The following is a 22,138-nucleotide window of genomic DNA, read 5'->3' as shown; positions in this document are numbered from 1 at the left end:
GAAGCTCTTATCTCAAAGAACTTCTTCCCCATTTTTTTATTTTCTTAACTTACTTGCGTTTTACTGCGCTTCGCATTTTTATCCCTCGACATAAATTGAATCACAAGCTGAATAGCAAATAATACAAAGCCTATTGTATCGGAATACCCTTCCGGATAAATCAGCATCAATCCAGTTGCAATAGCTAAAATACGCTCAAACCATTTGATTCTGCGGTACCAGTAACCAATCATTCCGGCACCAATCGCTATCATCCCGAGGATAGCCGTGAAAAAGGCAAATATAATCTCGAACACGTTCGCATCTATCATAAGGAGTGTCGGATTCAAAACAAACATATACGGAATTATAAATGCTGCGATAGCCAACCTTGCTGCATTTGCTCCGGTACGTATCGGTTCTCCCCCAGAAATCCCGGTTGCCGCGAAGGCAGCTAATGCTACCGGCGGAGTAATATCTGCCACAATTCCAAAATAGAATACAAACATATGTGCAGCCAGAAGCGGAATTGCTACATCCAGATTGTCATTTAGTGCTACAATTGCCGGCAGAGCAATTGTAGACGTGATAATATAGTTGGCGGTTGTCGGTGAGCCCATGCCGATAATAATCGATGTAATCATGGTAAATACCAATGTCAGCATCAATTGAATTTCCGGTGTAGAAGCAATCGTACCAGCAATCGATACTAAACTGTTTCCAAGCTTTAGGCCTAAGCCTGTTCTTGTCACTACCCCTACAATAATACCAGCACATGCTGTTGCAGCAGCAACACCTAATGCTGTTCTGGCCCCTTGTTCCAAGGCAACAATAAATTTAGCCGGTGTAATTCTCGTATCTTTTCGGAACAAGCTGACAATAATCGTCGTTAAAATCCCATAAATAGCTGCTCTCTCAACGCTCACACCGATAAATAAGAAATAGACAATGGCTAAAATCGGCAGCAGCAGATGAATCTTTTTTAAAACGGAGAGTTTACTTGGAATCTCTTCATCCGGGAGACCTGTTAAGCCTGTCCGTTTCGCTTCAAAATGTGTCATGATCCAAATCCCTGCAAAGTATAAAGCTGCGGGAATAACTGCTGCTTTCGCGATATTCCAATAGCTTTCTCCTGCAAATTCAATCATTAAAAAGGCGGCTGCTCCCATAATCGGCGGCATAATTTGACCGCCTGTAGAGGAGGCTGCTTCTACCGCTCCGGCAAAATTCTTCCGATATCCCAGCTTTTTCATCATAGGAATCGTATACGAGCCTGTTGTTACTGTATTTGCAACAGAGCTCCCCGAGATAGTTCCATTTAATGCACTTGAAAAAATAGCTACTTTTGCAGGCCCGCCTACTCTTTTACCGGCGATGGATATAGCTAAATCATTAAAATAATTTCCTACCCCTGTCTGCACTAAAAAAGCGCCAAATAAAAGGAATAAGAATATATATGTAGACGATACCTGCAAAGGAGTTCCTAAAATTCCTTCTGTCGTAAAGAACATCGATTGAATCAACTGCTCCAGCGACAGACCGGCATGCGCAAACATTCCAGGTATATTTGGACCGAGTAGTGCATAGCTAAGAAACAATAGTGCAATAATTGTAATCGGCAGACCTACTGCACGTCTGGCTGCTTCCAACACAAGCAGGATTCCAAGCCCGCCCACAACCATTTGCATGACAGAAATGCCGCCAAACTGCTGAACTAATGTATCATAATACACCGGCCAATAGCCGCAGACAAGAATGGATAACAGCATTAAAATATAATCATACCAAGGGATTTTATCCTTTCTCATTCCACGGGCAGCCGGGAATAATAAGAAAATAAGTGAAAGTGCAAATCCTAAGTGAATGGTTCGTTGAATATAAGCAGTCAGCTGACCAAAAATTCCGGTATATAATTGAAATACAGAAAAGGCAATTAACCCAAGAAAGATAACGTGATATATCTTACCCTTTACATTTCTGGTCTTTGCTTCTGCATCATATTTCTCCAACAACTCCTGCTGTCCTTTTTCTGAAAGCTGATCCTTCTCTTTTTCACTCACTGATTTTCTCTCCTTTCCAATAATCAAGCAATGTTATTTCATCTATTTTTACTCTATACCAATCTCCCGGCACAAAGTAGTCATTAAAAGGAACTTCACAACACTCCTTGATATCCTGATGATCTGCCCAAGCCAGCCGATGATTCGAAACAACTTCTCCATTCCGGATATTTAACGATTCAAATCGATGTTCCATATTTTTTATATGGTATTTTCCATCCTCATAAACAAATTCTTCGCCCTCACCCGCATTATTGGGCATACCAATACCAAACTCTTCATAAATTATTTCATATTGCTCGATCATCAAATCCTCTGTCACCCTGTATTTCTCCACCACATCTGTTAAATGGATCGAGTGAGTGAACGTAATCGAGAAATGGTCATTCTCTTTTAAAGGTAAAAAAGCCGTCAATTCTCCGGATTCGCCGTCGTTAAAAACTAACGCTGTCTGAATCGGATAATTCACGCCAAGTCCAATTCCTCCTCCAATCAAAAGAAATAAAAGAAGGAATTTTACCCACTTTCTCCGCATTTTAGCATCACCTAATTTTACAAGCTGTGCTTAAAAAAAGCCGGCAGCCTATCCCTGCATTCTCTGGGGTGGAGCCGGCTTATTCTATTTATTTATTCAATACCCTCTTCGTCAAAGTACCTCTGTGCACCTGGATGCACTTCAATATCAATTCCGTCTAACGCAGTATCCAGTGTGATGAAGGATGCTTTGTCATGCGCCATCCCTTCTGCATTTTCATAGATTGCTTTGGTCATCTCATAAACAAGGTCTTCAGATAAAGAACTGTTTACAGCCAATGCCGCTAATACAGCAACTGTTTCTACATCTTCACTTAGACTATAAGTACCTTCTTCAATCGTATCTGCAGCATAGTAAGGATATGCTTCCGTCAGCTCCTCAATCTTATCCTGTGCAATCGGAACAATAGCCACATCTACAGAAGCAGCCAACCCTTCTACCGCACCGGTAGGCGTTCCTGAAGTGATAAACGCAGCATCAATATTGCCATCCTGGATTCCTCCGGTAGATTCACCAAAGTCCAGATTTTGAGCATCAATATCGTCTATTGTCATATCGTGAACCTCCAGGATTTGTTCCGCATTGATAAATGTACCTGATCCAGGAGCACCAACGGAAACAGTTTTTCCTGCCAGGTCTTCGACAGATTCAATTCCAGAACCCTCTGTTGTAACGATTTGAACCGTCTCCGGGTATAAAGAACCCATTGCCTGTACATTTTCGACAGGCTCATCAAAAGCATTAATTCCTTCCTCAGCATGTGCTACCACATCTGTTTGTACAAAAGCAATTTCTACATCGCCATTCTCTATGGACAGAACATTTTCTGCTGAAGCATTAGAGGAAATCGCATCCGCTGTTACATCTGTATTACTTGAAATAATGGTTGCCATTTCTCCTCCAAGCGGGTAGTATGTTCCACTTGTTCCGCCGGTAGCAATCTGAATCATTTCCGGATCTGTACCCGGATCTCCAGCTTCCTCGCCGCCATCGTCTGCATTGCCGTCGTCACCGCCGCAGGCTGCTAATAATAACAATAATGCAAAAATAAGTGCCAGTGGGCTTAACCAATTCTTTTTCATCTAAAAGTCCCCCTTTTACAAAAAAGTATCGTACTTGTAATAAGTTTACAATATTAGTAACACAAACGTCAAATTATTCTCAAAACAGGAAACGATTACATAAATAATATTAAAAAAATTCATCACTTTAAACATTCCTTTTACTGTATGCTTTATAGCGCCAAAACATGCTGTATATTCTTTTTTTAAGCGATTTTCAAGTATTTCTTGACTACTTTTTGAATATTCCATAATATTAATGTAACCCACTTTCCAACGAGGTGATAAAACATTGTCATTAAAAATGTTAAAGCATGCTATTTATTCCATAAAACCTTTACCGCCAGTAAAAATATGCTATTTGATCCAATCCGGAGAAAATGAAATTGCTTTTAATGAAAACAAGCCGCTGCGTTCCGCCAGTATTATTAAACTGTTTATCCTTGCCGCTGCCTATTATGAAGAAGAAAAAGAAAATATTGATTTATCTAAACAGGTGCATCTCTCCCCCTCCGATATGGTTGGCGGTGCGGGAGTTATTCCTTATTTATCAGATAAGCAGAACTATACCTATCAGCAGCTCCTTGAATTAATGATCATTGTCTCTGATAATACCGCAACAAATGCATTGATTGATTTCATCGGTTTAGATACTATCCATGCATTTATTCAACAAATAGGCGGAAAGCACACGAAATTAGAGCGAAAACTGATGGATGAAGAAGCCATAAAGCTCGGATTGGAGAATCGGACGAGCTGCTATGATGTCATGCTTCTGCTGGATTTATTGACAGAGCCAAATAACATACTGCCGAAACATCGTCAGGAGCAAATGCTGACTATCTTGGAAAATCAGCAGTTCAACAGCAAACTGACTGCTTTTTCTGCCTATGATTCCTCCATCAAGACATTTCATAAAACCGGGGAACTGACCGGGGCAGAGCATGATGCGGCTATTTTTCAAACAGCTGATAAACAGCTCAAAGCAGTTATGCTGACAGAGGGATGGACGAACAATGGAGAGGGACAGCAATTTCATCAGAGAGCAGGAGCACATATCTATCATTATTTGAAAGGTTAAGCAGCCATGCCTCTCCTTTTCTATAAAAAATACAGGTATCTGTAAGGGGGGAAACAAATGAATATAACACTAGGGGTTTTAGGAGAAAAAACAATCGTTCAAAGAGTACAAGAAATCGCAGAACAATTTCCATCTATCGACGTCCTCCCTTTTGTATTGTCCGAATCATGCAATGCTGCAGTTCGAGCAGAGGGAGCCATGATGTGTGACGCACTTCTTTTCACTGATTACAGTGCCTACAGTGAAGCTTTAAAACAAAAGCGTCAGCAAATCATGCTTTATATCGCTTACGATGAATATAGTATTTTGTCATCTATCTTACGTATCGGACAGCTTTCTAAGAAAAAATGCATATCCATCGATTATCCGGAAGATATCAAGCACATTGATTTCAAGGATGATATCGCCATGACAGAATATGATTTTATTTCAGCCAGCTATACCAAGCAGAGTTATTTCAATGTGCAAATGCTGATTGATTTCCATAAGGATTTATTTTTGCAGAAAAAAATAGATTTAATTCTGACCTCGAGAAGAGATGTCTATAATAGGCTTTTTCAAGAAGCGTTACCTGTTCATTATATTCCAATACCTGATAAGCGTATTTATCAGGCATTGGAAAAAGTAGTACAAACACTGGAGGTACAGAAGCATTCAACCGGCCTTGTAGTAACAGGTATTTTATTTTTAAAAGAAAGCCTCCCTATCCATATGCATCATCAAATACATACAGAAGTCAGAAAATATGTCAGTACATTTTGTCAAAAGTATGAGGCTATACTTTTACCGAATAAAGATAATCACTATTTTATCATCGGTACAAGCAAGCTGATTAAAGTGATTAAAGAAAACTATCGCGACTTTCCCTTTATCGAGGAGGTAGAAAAGCTTGCCGGCTGTTCTATTGGACTGGCATTTGGACTGGGATTGAATCCTCTTTCTTCTCAAAAAAATGCGTTTATGGCCCTGGAAGCCTGCCGGAGTGATCGGCATAGCCTCAGTTATCTGGTTAATGAATGTCAGGAAATCATTGGTCCTATCGGCCAGCGGAAACATATCGACACCAATAAATTATTTCATGAGCTTGTTCATCAAGCCCGCTTAAACAATGAATTATCTTATCTTTTTATTCAATTTATTGTTGAACGCAATAATGAACCATTCTCATCAAACGATATTGCAATGTTTTATCAGGTCAGCAAGCGCAGTGCCGAACGGACTGTAAAAAAATTGCTGTCCGGAGAGATTATTAAAATTTCCGGAAAGGAAAGTCCCTATTCGAAGGGAAGACCCAGAAAGCTGTTCAGTTTAAATCAATAATGCCAAACAAAAAAGACGGAGCATGGCCGTCTTTTTTGTTATTTAGAAAGGAATATTCTACATTGATGTCTACAAACTTAAAAGTTCTTTAATATCATCTTCGCTTAGAGAAGAAAGCATCGTTTCTCCAGGCTGGATGACCTGATCAATTAATTCTCTTTTCTTTTGCTGCAGCTCATAAATTTTTTCTTCAATCGTGCCTTCTGTCACCAGACGGATAACCTGCACCACATTCTTCTGTCCGAATCGATGCGCTCTCCCAGTCGCTTGGTCTTCTACGGCCGGGTTCCACCATAAATCATATAAAATAACCGTATCCGCACCAGTCAAATTCAGACCAGTCCCTCCTGCCTTCAGGGAAATAAGGAATATTCCTTTTTCTCCCTGATTAAACCGTTCGCTCATTTCGACACGATTTTTAGAAGGTGTTTCGCCACTCAGATAAAAGTAGTCATGCTCTGCTGCCTCTAACCGTTCGCGAATAATGTCTAACATGCTGGTAAATTGGGAAAAGATAAGCAGTCTTTTTCCATTATTAATTGCTGTTTCCACTGTTTCCATCAGCTGCTCCAGCTTGCCGGATCTTCCTTCATAATTTTCGACGAACATGGAAGGATGACAGCAGATCTGGCGAAGTCTCGTTAACCCTGCTAAAATCTTCATTCTATTTTGCTGGAAAGAATCCTCCTGCATGGACACCGCGGCTTCCTGCTGCAGCTTCCTTAAATAACCGACATATAAATCCTTTTGATCATTTGTTAATTCGGAAATATGAACGGATTCGATTTTTTCCGGAAGCTCTTTGAGCACATCCCGCTTCAAACGTCGTAAAATAAATGGTTTTGTAATGGCAGCCACTTTGCTGGAATCAAGCTGCCTAAACGTCTTCTGGTCAGGCATTAATCCAGGCAGGACTACCTGGAAAATGGACCACAGCTCCTCAATTGAATTTTCAATTGGTGTGCCGCTTAACGCAAACCGCCGTGTCGCATGAAGTGTACGGATGGCTTTTGAAGTTTTCGTCTGGTAGTTTTTAATATACTGCGCTTCATCCAGCAATAATGTTTGGAACATAATCTCCTGATAATAGTCAATATCCTGGCGTAAGGTTGCATAAGAAGTAATCCAGACATCCGTCTCTGCGGCGCTTTCCATTCGCTTATGCCTCTCCGCCGGCTGCCCGGTCAAAATAACCGAGGTTAAGTGCGGAGCAAACTTCTCCAGCTCACTTTTCCAGTTATATACTACAGAAGATGGAACTACAATCAAATGCGGGCCGACAGGATTCCCTTTGGATTCAGACGCAATATAGGCGATACTCTGCAAGGTCTTTCCCAGCCCCATGTCATCTGCCAGAATTCCGCCGAGCTGATACTGGCTAAGGGATTTAAACCATTGATAACCAACCTTCTGATAGGTTCGCAAGGATGCCTGCAGGTTTTCAGGCAGTTCATAAACCTGTTCCTCCGGCGACTTCAAATGGCTTAACAATTCTCTGAAATTCGAATCATACTGTTTTTTTGTATCGAGCAGCTCATCCAGTTGGGCGCCGCGATATACCGGCATCTGTACCTGACCGTCCTGAACGGCATCCTTATCCATTCCCAATCCGTCAAAAAACCGCTGAATGGAAGCAAATTCTTCCGTATCCAAATCCAGCATTTGACCGGAATTCAAACGAAAATAGCGTTTCTTTTCAATCACTGCCTGAAGAACTCGATTAATTTCATTATCATCTACTCCATCAATGGAAAAACCTATTTCTAATAAATTATTTTGCCCCTCCATGCGGACACTCGTGCTCGGCTGCGGATCATAATCAAAGAACAGCCTTTTAAAATCGCTTGACAGAAACAGTTCTACATCCTTATCTAAGGAAGGTAAAATCTTATATAAGAAATAATAGAGGTCTTCTTCATCCACAGACATATAAAGTTCTCTGCCATTATATTTGAAGTTTGCTTCTTCGATATGCTGCATAATCAGACTTTCTTTATCCACGTCCCGGATCAGCATCACATCCGAATCTTTTTTTCCTTGAAATGGATCAATCACATGTGTGCCATAATGATATTCCAGACGGCCAACAATTAAATCCTCCCGCAATTCCAAGTAGCATCTTGCTTTTAACGGCTCCTTGATGACCTCATCTGCAATACGTTCATCTAATTGAACCTGGCCGACTGTCTCCAGCGCCGGCATAATTTCAGAGAGAAAGGTATCTGTCTGTTCAACAGGAACATCAAAGTAAATATTCTCTAAACGAAACATTTCCAATTCCTTCAAAACAGGGACTTGCTCTCGTTTAGGAAAATAGAAAACACCATCTAAAAATAATACATCATAGTTAGGAAAGAATGTCATTTCATTTCCCTGCTGCAGATTAAGCGAGATATGCTGGTCGTTTTTCATAACGTCAAATTGAAAAGGCAGTTCCCCATCAACGATTTGCACCTCTTTATATTCTTCCCGCTCCGTTTTCACAGCCGCTTCTCGTTCCATTAATTTATATAATAAATTTTTTGCAAGCACCGGCGGAATCAGAAGATACCTTTCACTGCTTCTTTTCCCTGCATAATTATAGGAATCATACAGGTCAGCACTCTTGCTTGCCTGATACAGCAGCTCAAAAATCTCTTGATCTGCTTCTTCCACGACATGCTTCCCTGCTTGAAATGTAAACTTTTTAGAGAAATAATGATCTCTTTTTCTAAAATAATTTTCTAAGAAGTCCGCTGCATTCTTTACCACATAGCGGTGCTTCTCACCAATTTTCAATTCTACCTGCAAGTGTCTCAAATAAGACCAGCTTACAATATACTCTACCTTTACCGGGTGCTGATAAGAAGCGTTTTCTGTGACACTTCTCGTTCCCCGGATAGCTTCCATAAAACGATTTAAACGATAGTGATTTACTTTTGGCTTCACATCACTGTTTTCATAGCTTTGAACTGCTAATAAAGCGGCTACGATGTGCTTGCAATAGCCGTACACCTCAAATGCAGGACAATCGCAATGCATGTCGATGGAACCCTGCTGCAAATCATTGGTATTCACTTCTACAAAGTAATCCTCTGTACCCTGGACTGTTGCCGACCAGGTCAACTGATTCGGATTATACATTAAATCCTTTACTTTATTGGTTCTAAAGTAATTCAGACCACGACGGTAAAAATTATCAGGAAACGCATTTTTTATATTGATATCTTTAATTTGTTTCAAATCTGTTAACCCACCTTTATGTTGTCAGATGATTTCCCAAGGGCAGTAAATACATAAATCAGGATGGAAATAACGATAGAGCCTGCTGCTGTTAAATAGATAGATGTATAGTTAAGCATTGCTGCAATCTGCCCGAACAAAATTGCCCCAACGCCGACTCCGAGATCAAAACAGGAAAAGAAGGTCGCATTTGCCATTCCTTTCCGGTCAGCTGGCGCCCGATTGACCGCCCATGCCTGCAGGGCAGGCTGAACTGCCCCAAATCCCAGCCCAAATAAAGCTGCTGCTGTCAATAAAACAGTTATGTTGGGCAGCCAGGCTAAGAGAAGCATAGACAGGAATATAAGCGAAACTGCCGGCAGAAAAATCATTTTATGACCTTTTCTATCGTATAGTCTGCCCGAAAACAGCCGCGAAACCATAATAAATACTGCGAAAATAAAGAAATAGATTTGAATCCCCTCTACGCCTCTTTCCTGCGCATGCAGAGGCAGAAAAGTCGCTATTCCGCCAAATGCAAAGGTAATAAAAAATAGCAGAATTGATGGCTGCAGTGCGCTTTTTTCCAGTACGTCAAAGCGCGCAACCTTTGTTTGATGAGCCGGATCAACTTTTTTATAGCGGATGCGCATGGCAAAAAGAAACGCCACTACACCGCAAAATGCACATAGTAAAAAAAGCTGCTGATAGGAGATAAGCACAACCAGTGTCAGGCCTAAACTTGGCCCAAAAGACAACGCAATATTTCCGGATAAACCAAAATAGCCCATTCCTTCCCCTCTCCGCTTTGGCGGGATCAAATCGGTTGCTATTGTTCCTCCGGCTGTTGTTGAAAATCCCCAGCCGATACCTTGAATAATTCGTATTATAATTAAAATTAAAATGCTCGCTGTAAACGCAAATGCTCCTACAGAGAGAACAAAAATCCCTAATCCGATTAAGTAAACAAACCCTCTCCCCTTATTTTCGAGCGCATGCCCGGCATAGGGACGTATCAGGAGGGCAGAAAACGTAAAAATACCTACAATAATACCTACCATTTGGTCGCTTCCGCCAAGATCCTTCACAAATAGCGGTATGGTAGGGATAGTCATTTGAAAACCTAAGAAAATAAAAAAGTTCGCTATCCAAATATATAAAAAATCCCGCGAAAAAATCTTATCATCCTGCGGGACGTTTTGCGCTTGAACCGACGACATAAACATCCTTCTCTCATTTTGTCATTCCTAAGCTATTATACAGGAGTTTCTCAGCAAATAACATGAAAAGAATTTAGAGGAGGTTCTTCCTTCTCATAAAAAATACAGGAGAGCGGGGGTTATCCCGCTCTCCTGTATTTTTTATATTTTTATTTAATCCACTGCTTTAAGCTGCATTGGTTTCAGGTTGTTTTCCTTTTCTTACGCGTTGATTCCAGGTTTCTTTAAGATAAGGCATTACCCAGCGGTCCAGACCATATCTTCCAGCATTTGCACCAGCGATAGCAATGAAGATTCCTAAGATAGCCATTTGCGGGTTTGTAGAGAACGTTCCGCTTAGCAAGAAAGAGAAGTTCATTACAACGCCCATAAGTGCAGCAAGGTTTGTAAAAATACCTAAGATTAGTCCAAGTCCAACCAGTACTTCTCCCCACATAACGAATACAGAAAATAGTCCAGCGTTCGGAATTGCTACCGTTTCAAGAAACGTTGCCCACCAGCCCTGTACAGCCGGATTTTCTCCAGTTGTTTGTGCAATAGCACCTTGCAAATAACCACCTGCATCAAATTCACCGCCTACAATTTTGCCCCAGCCAGAGGTCAGCCATCTAAATCCAAGATAAAGTCGAATAATCACCCAAAGCCCCGCAACGTACTTGTTTGTTCTTAAAAAGTTCATCATGTCAATCTCTCCCTTTATTTAATAAAATAATTTGTTTTTAACTTGTTCATTGTTTCACATTTATTTAAAGAGGATATCCTTTAGTACACTTTTATAATATCATGCAGATATGTATCCGTAAATACTAATTTGTGAATTTGTTCACATTTTATTCCGAATATGAACAAATGATGAAGGTAAATTATGGATAATCTGTATTTGTGTGAACACGGATATTTATAGCTCTTTTCTTTTACTTTTCAAACTGAAACACACTCCTCATGAATTTTAAATATGTACATTTCCCTACACCATTTCATAGTAAATTAAAAATACCGCATATTAATGGGCTAACACCAAAATCTATGATTGGAAAATATACTTAAATGTGATAAAAACAACTAGCTAGCGACGGTTTTGACAGGATGAGTAATCGCAGAGGTCGCACTAACCTGGCAACATTGCCACGATTACTCATTCCATCGAAAAGATTTGTACGTCGGAAAGCGGAGTGGTTGGTTGCAGGAGCTGTGCACAATCATCAATTCCAAAAAGGCAGGAGGATGACGGACAATTCTCCGTAATAAATTACCAGTAATAATTAATTTTTTGAAACCATTCAAACAGTGTTTCCGTACAATAAAATAAGAAGAATTTTCCGTTTTTATAATGGGATGAACGAGGAGTGTTTATATGAAGACCTTATTAACCGTTCAGAACCTTAAAAAATCTTTTAAGGATAAGGAAGCTTTAAAGGGAATTTCCTTTGAAGTAAATCGCGGCGAAATCATGGCTATATTAGGGCCAAACGGGGCAGGTAAATCTACCACGATTCGTAATATTATGGGTATCATGTATCCGGACAGCGGGGAAGTTCACTTCCATCAGCAGTCGGGAGAAGCCATTCCTAAATCTAAAATTGGTTATCTCCCTGAAGAAAGAGGCCTCTATAAAGATGTCAAGGTGATGGATATTCTCTTATACCTTGCTGATTTAAAGAATTACCCTTTAGATAAAGCAAAGGAACGCATCTTAACCTATTTAAAGAAATTTGATTTAGAAGGAAAGGAAAACACCTCTGTCGAAGAGCTCTCCAAAGGAATGAGTCAAAAAGTACAATTTATCGGTTCGATTCTTCATGAACCAGACCTGCTCATTCTGGATGAACCTTTTTCCGGTCTCGATCCAGTCAGTCAAGAGATTTTCAAAGATGAAATCGCTTCTTTAGCTGCAAATGGAACGGCCATTCTGCTTTCATCACATCAAATGAATCTTGTGGAGCAGATGTGTGACCGGCTTTTTATGATACAGCATGGCCAGAAAGTAATTTATGGCACTTTGGACGAAGTTAAAAAGCAATATGCCAATTTCAAATGCATCTTGCATGGTGAGAATCCGCCCGCTCTACTGGAGAAGATCCCTGAAGTCGACCGGATTGAACATCATGGCAGCCGTTCGATTCTCCATCTGCAAAAAGGAGTTATTCCTCATTATTGGCTAAAGCAATTACCTGCAGAATTAGATGTACAAGAGCTACATATTAACCGTATTTCTCTGCACGAAATTTTTATTGATATTGCTACAGATAAGCATCTTCTCTCTCAGGAAGGAGGTGCCTGAAATGCAGAACTCGCTGAAAGTAGCAAAATGGGAAATAAAACGAAATTTAAAAAATAAAACATTTGTCATTGGATTATTTATTACACCGGCTTTATTTATTTTATTCTTCTTCCTCGCCTCTTTATTTTCTTCAGATTCAGATGAAGCTGAAAATATGACAGTCTATGTAAATGATGACATAGGAATATATGAAGACATCGAGGCGATTAATGAAGAACGTGATTTTGGCTGGGAGCTTCACCCTACTGATACATTAAAATCCGAAGTAACAGAAGTGAATGAGCCTTATACAGCGTATCTGTTTATTAATGAGCAGTCCTTGGAGGAGAACCGAATCGCCACTTATACAAGCGAGGAAGCTGATCCATTATTTCCTGGGCAATTACAGGCGTTAAGCGGACCAGTCCAGGTAATGAAAGCGAAAGACTCTGGTCTCAGTGAACGGGAAATAAACCAGCTGCTTGAGCCTGTGTCCTTTGCAGAGGGCACCAATCAGGATGAAGCAGCGACAAGCGAAGGCAGTGCGATTGCTTCCCTGGAGGATCCTTGGGAAAGTATCCTGCCAGGTGTTTTTGCCGGGGTAATTATGCTTTCCATCACTTTTACAGGGATGGCTATTTTTCAAAGTGCTTCCCAAGAGAAAAAAGATAAGATTGCAGAAATTATTTTATCCTCTCTAACACCATCCGAGCTGATGCAGGGGAAAATTATCGGTTATTTTATCTTAGGTCTTATTCAAGTTACAGTCTATATTGCGGTCCTGCTGCCATTTATTATCTGGCAGACAGATATCCCGATTTTAGAATACCTGCTTGTTCCAAGAACGCTTCTATTTGTATTTATCGCTCTTTTGAGTTATCTGATGTTTGCAGCCATTTTCGTCGGTGTCGGCGCAACCATGTCGGATGTGTCCAGTGCTGGTAATCTGCAAGGGTTTGTAATGATGCTTCCATTTTTGCCATTTATCATTATTGGACCGGTACTCAGTAATCAGGATGGTATCCTTGCTACTGTGAGCACCTACATTCCATTCACAGCACCTTCTGTATTGCTCATGCGGTTGACCATGCTGGATGATTGGCCTTGGATAGAAATTATGATTGCCTTTGCTGTGATTATTTTAAGTATCCTTCTTTTTATGAAGATTGCCGGAAAAATTTTCAAAGTCGGAATTCTTTTATATGGAAAGAACGCCACACCAAAAGAGATCTGGAAATGGATTCGTATGTAGAAGCTAATTTCGAGTTCACCACCATGGCAGCACCCTTTTTCAACGCTAGAACGGAATGCAGCCGATTCTAATTAAGAAAGAAATATCACGCGATGATAAAACAGAGACAGAAGCAGTTCATCCTGCTCTCCTGCCTCTGTTTTTTTCGTTCATGCATACACTGACAAGGTCATACATATTCTTTATCATATTGCTTTTTTAAGTGAAAATCTAAAAATCTTCATACTAAATAAATGATAAAATCACTTCCATTCATTGCAAGCTGCTATCTTTAATTCCTCTCCCCCGCTTCTTCATTTATCATGGAGAACTGCCCGTAACCCCCGCCTCACCATAAAGAGTGAATTTAAATTTATTCAAGCGGGAGAGAACAGATATGGACTCCCTGAATCACTCAGGCTAATTCAGCTGGAGAGGAGCAACAACTCCTGCTGCATGAAGTTTCGTTTTATTATAGAAGGAGGATGTTTATGAGTACGATTGTGTTCCATGGATCCACCCGTAAAAACAGTAATACAGAAATATTAACCTATGAAGCTGTGCCTAAAAATCAGGGCACGCACGTTTATTTACGTGATTATATTATTCATCCCATCATTGACCAAAGACATGACAGAAATGGATTCACACCAGTAAATGATGATCATACAAAGCTTATTGATATGCTTTTAGAACATGATACACTTGTTTTTGCCACCCCTATTTATTGGTATAGTATGTCTGCCCTTATGAAGCTGTTTATTGATCGATGGTCACAAATCTTAAGAGATTCCGATTATCCTGATTTCAGAGAAAAACTGTCTCAAAAGAAGGTATATCTAATTATTGTTGGCGGTGACAACCCATTTATTAAAGGACTGCCGCTTATTCAGCAATTTCAATATATATGTGACTTTTATAAAATGCACTTTGCAGGATATGTAATTGGAAAAGCCAGTAAACCCGGTGACATATTATATGATAAAAAAGCTTTTAAAGCTGCTTCCACCCTGCTTTCTTTTACGGATGACTAAGTTTACAATCCTTACCGATTGATGTCTCCAACGGATATTTATCAATCATATATAAATAATTCCCTTAATGAGAGAATTATTATTATTTTCCCAAAATAACTACTTAATCCTAAATAAATCTAAAAATGCTAGTCTTATTTAATTATTTTTCCCTTTCCAGGTTTAAACTCTTCTATGTTTAGGCTATTCTATTAGTATCCAATCATGTAATTCATTTTAGTCATCTAGAGGAGGATTCAATGGAAAAGAAAACAAAGAAGATTTATCTATTGGCTGCAATATTATTTATACTTAGTTTTTTCTTGCCGAATGCAAGCTTGGCAAATGGCGACAGTTATGAAGTAAGTTCTGCTGTGTTAAACATCCGAAGCGAGCCGTCTAACGATGCGTCTCTGGTTGGTCAGTTTACAAAGGGAGATAAGGTGAATGCGTTTGACGAACAGCATGGTTGGGTTCAAACTTATTATGGCGGTGAACCTGTATGGGTCGCCAAACACCATCTGATTTCAACTGGCGACTCGAGTCAGGAAGCAGCTCCAGCTGCAGAAGAAACAGTAAATGAGGAACCGGCTGCAGAGCCTGCTGTAAATTCTTCCGGGTCAGTGACTGTTTCTGCTGACAGCATTTATGTCCGGTCCGGCCCGAGCACATCAGATACCATTATTTCCTATGCTTATCAGGGAGATTCCTTTGATGTCAACGCTGCTTCAGGAGATTGGATTGAGATTTCCTTAGGCAACGGCGAAACAGGATGGATTGCTTCCTGGCTGACAACGGACGGAAGCAGCAATGAAGAAGCAACAGAAAATACTGCTCCAACTGTCGAAGCAGCTCAGACACAGTCCAGCAGCTCTGGTTCTCTATCCGGACACACCATTGTCATTGACCCTGGTCATGGCGGGAAAGATCCGGGAGCCATCGGATTAAATAATATCTATGAAAAAGATGTTGTCACCTCTACAGCAGATTATGTTGTGCAGCAGCTGGAAGAAGCCGGAGCAAATGTAATCGTGACCCGAAATGGTGATTATTTTGTTTCATTAGATGAAAGAGCACGAATCAGTAACAGCTATAATACCGATGCTTTTATCAGTTTACATTATGATAGTTTCTCTGCTGTGCCAGTGAGCGGAGTAACAACTTATTACAATTCTGATTCTGACACTGCTTTAGCCAGCTCACTTAACAGCACTCTGTCTTCTACTGTTTCTCTGCCATCCAGAGGCACACAACAGGCGGGATATAAAGTGCTCGAAAACACAAATGCGCCATCTGTGCTGATTGAACTTGGCTATATTACCAATCCGCATGACCTGACCGTTGTGCAGACGGGTGACTATCAATCTAGCGTAGCCCGCGCAATTACCAATGGACTTATTAATCATTTAAATTAATTAGGATGAAATGGCTTCGAAAATACTTCGAAGCCGTTTTTTCATGCTGATGCATTTCTTTAGAATGAGAAGATAGCATGTTATACTTTAATCAATCTATAAGTCAAAAAGCGAGGTATACCTATGCATCCTGCTGCAAAACAAATAATTGAAACAACACGTGAACAATTTCAACTGACTGATTTTTATTTAGAAAGCTATGATTTCCTTCCACATGAAGCGAATCAGATTCATTTAAGTATGACCTGGATTCCAAACGGCTTAGCAATAACCGATGATTTAAACCCAAATGGAACTGTCGTAATAGCTGTGGATATCAAATCTAAAAAACTGACCGAAATTATTTTTGTAGGGAAAGAAAACCGGTTGTCTGCTGAATTATTTCCACAAGTGGATAACATGGAATCAATGATTGAATGGATAGAAGAGCAGACTCAATTAGAATATGGCAGACAGTTTAAGCTTGTAAATGAAACAAAAGAAAAAATCGTTTTCCACGCTGCTGTGGATAATATCAGACTTTTTCCTGGAGGAACAGTCACGATTTCTTTTAATGAAGAAGGAATGTTATCAAGCTTTTACGTACATGGAATGTTTGCAGATGAATCACAAATTCAATGGGAGCCCTTTAATTTAGTAGATGAGGTTATCTTTCCTTTGGCAATGCAGCATTGTAAGCTTATTGAAGTCCCAGACGAATCGACTGCTGCTTGGAAGCCATACTATGTTATATCCAGTTTCCTTGTTTCCAATCAAAATCCGGATACTATTATCTATTTCGATCAAGTAGAGAATAATCTTTCTTATACCCCTCTTGATACAATTTTAACTTGGGAGGAGCCTTCTACAGAGAAATTCGAGAAAAAGGAAATCGATTTAAAACATGTATTTACCGAAGAAGAAGCTTTTCAAAAGGAAAAAGTCACCGATAATAACCTGCCTATTCCAGATGATACCGCAGAGAAAATGGTGATTGAAATCACGAATATGCTGCAGAAGGAGTTTCCAAATGACAGCGGTCGTTGGCGCTTAACTTCTGTAAAACGGGAACGAGGCTATTTATTAGCAAGGTTGGATCCTGCAACACCTACACCAAGGGTTCTTTATCCATCCTTGAAGCTGTTAATTCATCCAGAAACATTACAAGTTGATAATTACGTGGATACAGAGGCGCTATTGGATGCTTTTGATTTCCTTGCAGATGCGGAGGCCGTAAAAGTGGATGTCGAAGCAGCTGCCGGACATTTATGCGAGCATATCGAAGTAGAACCTGTATATGTTTATGATAATCAAACGAAAATGTATCAATTATGCGGAAAGGTAACAAGCGGTTCCTATGCTATCGATGCCGTTACAGGAGAACTATCCACGATAGATGAGTAATGTTGTGAATAAGTTATAACTTTATCCACAGGTTATCTTTCTGAAATACGAAAGAAGCTTTTACGCTATATAACGTAAAAGCTTCTTTTCTTATAAGTCATCAAAACCATTTAAATCACTAGTTTTCGTATATTGACGTGATTTCTGTTCAAAGAAATCCGTTTTTGTTCCATCGACGTTATCCACATATGCACGAATCCATTTCATAGGATTATCCACATGTTCTGGATAAAGTTCTTCTAATCCCATCATACGCAGCATTTTATTAGCACGGTATTTGACATAGCCATCCAGCTCATCCATATCAATTCCTTCCACACCCGCAAGCGCGTAATGTGACCATTCTAATTCTAATTCAACAGATTGATGGAAATGGTCATAAACCCATTGAATGAATTCTTTATTATTATGTTCCGGGTTCTCAGCTAAGGTGGCACGGAACAATTCTGTAATAAAGCGGCCATGCTCCAATTCATCACGGTTGATATAGCTGATCATCGTGGAGGTTCCTACCATTTTATTCTGTCTCGCCAAATTATAGAAGAAAGCAAATCCAGAATAGAAAAACATTCCTTCTAACAGTGAAGTATATACTAATGTTTTAAGGATATTTTCTATTGTCGGATTTTCCACAAACGTATTATATTGCTCTGTTAACAGTTCGTTCCGTTTCATCAATAATTCATCTGTTCTTCCTAATTGGAATGATTCATTCTGTTCATTCCAGGAAACGACAGAGGATAGAACATAAGAATAACTTTCATTATGCACTGCTTCCTGTTGCGCGATAACCGCCATAATTGATTGGACAGAAGCATCTGTTGCATAGAGTGAAATCAACAATGCTGTTCTTGTTTGCGGTGCGTCTAATGTGGATAACAGCCCAATTATTTTCAAATACGCATCCTGCTCTTCTTCAGACAGGGTAGGAAACTGTTTTACGTCACTAGACATATTTATTTCATCGGCCTGCCAATAGTTTCCGACAAGTCGTTTATATATTTTATACCAATGTGGATAAGCAATATCATTCCAATTTAGAATGCCACTTGATTGGCCTCCAAATACGCCGGTTGACTTATTTGGAAAACGCGGTTCTAACGTTTTAGCACGCTCAAGCGTAACTTTTTGCATGATTCAGCACTCCTTCTAACCACTGTTCAATCTTATTCTCCTGTGATCCACGCGGCGATTGTTCGATTTTAAGAGCCGGATAACTGCTTCCATAAAAATGGGCTAATTTATCTGCTGCTTTGCAAAACAAATCATCCCCGCCAAATTGTGTATCTCCAGTTCCGAAAATAACCATATTTTCAGGTTTATATCCTACTTCCAAAACAAAATCCTTTACCTCATCTGGTGTAGCTCCTCTTTCCCAAGTGAAGGTACCCAAAAATACAAGGTCGTAATCAGCAGGATCGCTGAGTGCATCGATGCCGATTCGATGCCACTCAACTGTTATCCCTTCTTTATTTAAATAATCCCCAATATACGCAGCAACCTCTTCTGTATTACCACTGTAGCTTAAATACGCAATGAGAATCCTCAACTTTGACACCACTCACACTCTTCGACATCGTTGGATGTGGAACGGACATAATACGTCGTTTTTAATCCTTCATTCCATGCCTGTAAGTGTAAGTCGAGTAATACAGATGCGCGAATTGTATTCGGTACATAAATATTAAATGATAAACTTTGATCAATATGACGCTGGCGTTTTGCATTCTGGCTCACAGAATAACGCTGGTCTACAATATACGCAGAACGGCGATAAATATTATACGTGTTATGGTCTAAAGCCGGTGCTGTAACAGGTATTTTAAAATCCTTCTTTTCTTCATGATAGAACACTTGGAAAATCGGATCGATACTTGCTGTCGAACCAGCAATCATCGCCGTTGTAGAATTCGGTGCAACAGCCATTAAATAACCATTACGGATACCATTCTCTTTGACTTCTTCTTTTAATGCAGTCCATTTAGAGTCAGTATAGCCTTTTTGGTCAAAATAAGCACCTGTGCTCCATTTACTTCCTTCGTAAACAGAATACGCACCTTTTTCTTTACTTAGCTCCATACTGCTTTTAATCGTTAAATAAGCGATATTTTCGTAAAGCTCATCCGCATATTGAACAGCTTCTTCTGTTTCCCAGCCGATTCCTTTTAGCGCAAGAAGATGATGCCACCCAAACGTTCCTAGACCAATAGCGCGGTATTTTTGGTTTGTAATGGTTGCCTGCATGATCGGCAGTGTATTAATATCGATCACATTATCCAGCATTCTTACCTGAATCGGTATCAGACGCTCTAATACATCATTGGAAACAGCTCTTCCAAGGTTCACCGAGCTCAAATTACAAACCACATAGTCTCCAGCCTGATATTTTCTTACAATGGTATTTTCACTTTCTAAAAACTCTTCAACAAATTCAGTGGGTGACTGATTTTGTGTAATTTCTGTACACAGGTTCGAGCAATAAATCAAACCTTCATGTGAATTTGCATTTTGACGGTTTACTTCATCACGGTAGAACATGAAAGGCGTGCCAGATTCTAACTGAGAACGCATCAAACGCTTCATAATTTCAATCGCCGGTACTTTTTCTTTTGATAAATCTTCATTTGCGACACATTCTTCGTATTTTTGACGCCATGAACCATTTCCTTTTTCTTCATCATAAAAGTCCTCTAGAGAATAGCCCATTACCTGACGTACTTCATGCGGATCAAATAAATACCAATCGCCGCGGTTTTCAACCTGTTCCATAAAGTAGTCCGGCAAGCATACGCCAGTGAAGATATCATGCGCACGCATGCGATCATCCCCATTGTTAAGCTTCAAATCAAGGAATGATTCGATATCACGATGCCATACATCTAAATAAATCGCAATCGCACCTTTACGGGTTCCAAGCTGATCCACGCTGACTGCTGTATTGTTTAACTGTTTGATCCATGGCACAACACCGCTGGACATTCCTTTAAATCCTTTGATTGAGCTGCCCCGTGCACGAATTTTACCCATGTAAACACCGATTCCGCCGCCGTTTTTAGAAAGCTTGGCAATATCGGTATTACTGTCATAAATCGCCTGCAGGCTGTCATCTACAGTATCAATAAAGCAGCTGGAAAGCTGGCCATGTGTTTTTCCGGCATTGGTTAAGGTTGGTGTTGCTACAGTCATATATAAATTACTCAACGCCCAGTAAGCTTCCTGAATATATTCCACCCGTTTATTTTGCGGTTCATCCTGCATTAGGTGCATCGCAATAATCAGCCAGCGCTCCTGAGGAAGCTCAAATACACGCTTCTGATGATCCGTTGCTAAATACCGTGTAGCAATGGTATAAATCCCTAAATAATTAAATAATCTATCTCTTTCCGGTACAATCAGGCTTCCAATTTGATCAATTTCTTCTTTTGAGTATTTTTCCAGAAATGAAGGTGTATAAATGCCTTCATCGGTTAACATGTTAATTAAATGATAAAAGGAACCATATTTTTCTCTTTCGTCATAGCCGCGGTTGGCAGCAGCTTCTTTATATAAATTCTCCACGTAAATTCGTGCAGCTGCATACGTCCAATCCGGATTTGCTTCATCTATATTTTCAAGGGCTGTCTGAATAATGGTATCATTCACTTTCGTACTGGAAGTAACCCCCTGTGTCTGCTTTTCTGCTTTTTGAAACCAAGCATCAGCATCTACTTTCAAACCTTCTGATGCACGATTGATTTTTTCTTGAATCGATGTCGGATTAATAATAATGGTCATTTTTATGCCTCCTATAATCATATGTATCTATTTAAAATCAATTTATTTATCATAATAAAAATAAACTTATACTTTTCCAACGGCTTTACTGCTTATTTCTCCAAAATAATAAGCGTCTAGTGAGGTAAATCTGCTGATGAATGAAATGATGAAAAGTAATCTGTTATCCGTACTATATATAGTAGATTACTCCATTTTAAATACAATCAGTTGATGGAGGAAACCAAGGTTACAGCAGGCTTCACCATTTCAGCAATTCAGACATTACCTTGACAAGACACAATATGTAGTGCTAAACGTTTTTCGTTTCGCCTATATCTTGTATTAAACACTATCATAGATTATTCAACTACGCAAGATTTTAATTCGAGATAGGATGTTATAACTAAAATCTGTTTTTGTCCAAAAAAACAGCTGATTTCTGCACTATCTGCTTAAAATAACAAAGGGAAAACAACGTATGGTTAACGTTATTTTTTGAACTGTTCATACTTTCGATTCATTTATCATGATGCGAATAAGTTTTTTTAATTGAATATAACATGATATATTTAGTTGAAATAAAGATTTTGGCTTCTATATTGCACTCTGGAAATACGCTACGC

General features: G+C 39.6%; 16 protein-coding genes. 7 read left to right on the top strand and 9 right to left on the bottom strand.

Going from position 1 to position 22,138, the window contains the following annotated elements; translation table 11 throughout:
• Window positions 1-44 precede the first annotated feature (44 nt).
• The 3 genes from BN997_RS02250 to BN997_RS02240 form a co-directional block, all read right to left on the bottom strand.
• On the bottom strand, window positions 45-2,039 hold the full coding sequence (locus BN997_RS02250; RefSeq protein ID WP_084612813.1) for a TRAP transporter permease: 1,995 nt from the start codon (window positions 2,037-2,039) through the stop codon (window positions 45-47).
• Complete coding sequence (locus BN997_RS02245) at window positions 2,032-2,574, bottom strand: DUF1850 domain-containing protein (RefSeq protein WP_042529282.1); 543 nt, start codon at window positions 2,572-2,574, stop codon at window positions 2,032-2,034. Before BN997_RS02245 ends, BN997_RS02250 begins: the two co-directional genes overlap by 8 nt.
• 92 nt (window positions 2,575-2,666) lie before the next feature.
• On the bottom strand, window positions 2,667-3,656 hold the full coding sequence (locus tag BN997_RS02240) for a TAXI family TRAP transporter solute-binding subunit (RefSeq protein WP_042529280.1): 990 nt from the start codon (window positions 3,654-3,656) through the stop codon (window positions 2,667-2,669).
• 271 nt (window positions 3,657-3,927) lie between these two features.
• Here BN997_RS02240 and BN997_RS02230 point away from each other — a divergent pair, with 271 nt between their 5' ends.
• Together BN997_RS02230 and BN997_RS02225 are read left to right on the top strand one after the other, a co-directional pair.
• A complete protein-coding gene (locus BN997_RS02230) occupies window positions 3,928-4,716 on the top strand; it encodes a serine hydrolase (protein ID WP_042529276.1) in 789 nt (262 codons plus the stop codon).
• A gap of 57 nt (window positions 4,717-4,773) precedes the next feature.
• Window positions 4,774-6,036, top strand: coding sequence for a hypothetical protein (locus BN997_RS02225; RefSeq protein ID WP_042529274.1), 1,263 nt, complete (start codon window positions 4,774-4,776; stop codon window positions 6,034-6,036).
• 69 nt (window positions 6,037-6,105) lie between these two features.
• Here the strand turns inward: BN997_RS02225 and BN997_RS02220 are convergent, their stop codons facing one another.
• The 3 genes from BN997_RS02220 to BN997_RS02210 form a co-directional block, all read right to left on the bottom strand.
• The gene (locus tag BN997_RS02220) at window positions 6,106-9,258 is read right to left on the bottom strand and encodes a DEAD/DEAH box helicase (protein ID WP_042529273.1); all 3,153 of its coding nucleotides are present in this window, start codon (window positions 9,256-9,258) and stop codon (window positions 6,106-6,108) included.
• A gap of 5 nt (window positions 9,259-9,263) precedes the next feature.
• On the bottom strand, window positions 9,264-10,457 hold the full coding sequence (locus BN997_RS02215; protein ID WP_139088981.1) for an MFS transporter: 1,194 nt from the start codon (window positions 10,455-10,457) through the stop codon (window positions 9,264-9,266).
• 166 nt (window positions 10,458-10,623) lie between these two features.
• Window positions 10,624-11,139 (bottom strand): DoxX family protein, encoded by a 516-nt coding sequence (locus tag BN997_RS02210; protein WP_042529269.1) that lies wholly within the window; start codon window positions 11,137-11,139, stop codon window positions 10,624-10,626.
• A gap of 672 nt (window positions 11,140-11,811) precedes the next feature.
• On the opposite strand from BN997_RS02210, the gene BN997_RS02205 reads away from it, so the two are divergent.
• From BN997_RS02205 to BN997_RS02185, 5 genes are all read left to right on the top strand, one after another.
• A complete protein-coding gene (locus tag BN997_RS02205) occupies window positions 11,812-12,738 on the top strand; it encodes an ABC transporter ATP-binding protein (RefSeq protein ID WP_042529268.1) in 927 nt (308 codons plus the stop codon).
• A 1-nt stretch (window position 12,739) separates the two neighbouring features.
• Entirely contained in the window at window positions 12,740-13,969 is a 1,230-nt protein-coding gene (locus BN997_RS02200; protein ID WP_042529266.1) for an ABC transporter permease, read from the top strand.
• Between the two features lie 470 nt (window positions 13,970-14,439).
• Window positions 14,440-14,982, top strand: a complete 543-nt coding sequence (locus tag BN997_RS02195) for a flavodoxin family protein (protein ID WP_042529265.1) — start codon at window positions 14,440-14,442, stop codon at window positions 14,980-14,982.
• Between the two features lie 239 nt (window positions 14,983-15,221).
• Window positions 15,222-16,376: an N-acetylmuramoyl-L-alanine amidase family protein gene (locus BN997_RS02190; protein WP_042529262.1), complete on the top strand. Its 1,155-nt coding sequence runs from the start codon at window positions 15,222-15,224 to the stop codon at window positions 16,374-16,376.
• Window positions 16,377-16,499: 123 nt separating this feature from the next.
• Window positions 16,500-17,759, top strand: coding sequence for a hypothetical protein (locus BN997_RS02185; RefSeq protein ID WP_042529260.1), 1,260 nt, complete (start codon window positions 16,500-16,502; stop codon window positions 17,757-17,759).
• A gap of 90 nt (window positions 17,760-17,849) precedes the next feature.
• Here BN997_RS02185 and BN997_RS02180 read toward each other — a convergent pair whose 3' ends face one another.
• Genes BN997_RS02180 through BN997_RS02170 form a run of 3 tightly spaced genes read right to left on the bottom strand, consistent with a single transcriptional unit; the run spans window position 17,850 to window position 21,533 of the window.
• Complete coding sequence (locus BN997_RS02180; RefSeq protein ID WP_042529258.1) at window positions 17,850-18,893, bottom strand: ribonucleotide-diphosphate reductase subunit beta; 1,044 nt, start codon at window positions 18,891-18,893, stop codon at window positions 17,850-17,852.
• Entirely contained in the window at window positions 18,874-19,320 is a 447-nt protein-coding gene (locus BN997_RS02175) for a flavodoxin (protein ID WP_042529256.1), read from the bottom strand. Before BN997_RS02175 ends, BN997_RS02180 begins: the two co-directional genes overlap by 20 nt.
• The gene (locus BN997_RS02170; RefSeq protein WP_042529254.1) at window positions 19,305-21,533 is read right to left on the bottom strand and encodes a ribonucleoside-diphosphate reductase subunit alpha; all 2,229 of its coding nucleotides are present in this window, start codon (window positions 21,531-21,533) and stop codon (window positions 19,305-19,307) included. The genes BN997_RS02175 and BN997_RS02170 overlap by 16 nt, the downstream gene beginning before the upstream one ends.
• Between the last annotated feature and the right edge of the window lie 605 nt (window positions 21,534-22,138).

The organism is Oceanobacillus oncorhynchi (assembly GCF_000821065.1).
Lineage (GTDB): Bacteria > Bacillota > Bacilli > Bacillales > Amphibacillaceae > Oceanobacillus > Oceanobacillus oncorhynchi.
Note: the sequence above shows the minus strand (reverse complement) of the source record. Positions and strands in the feature narration are given on the sequence as shown.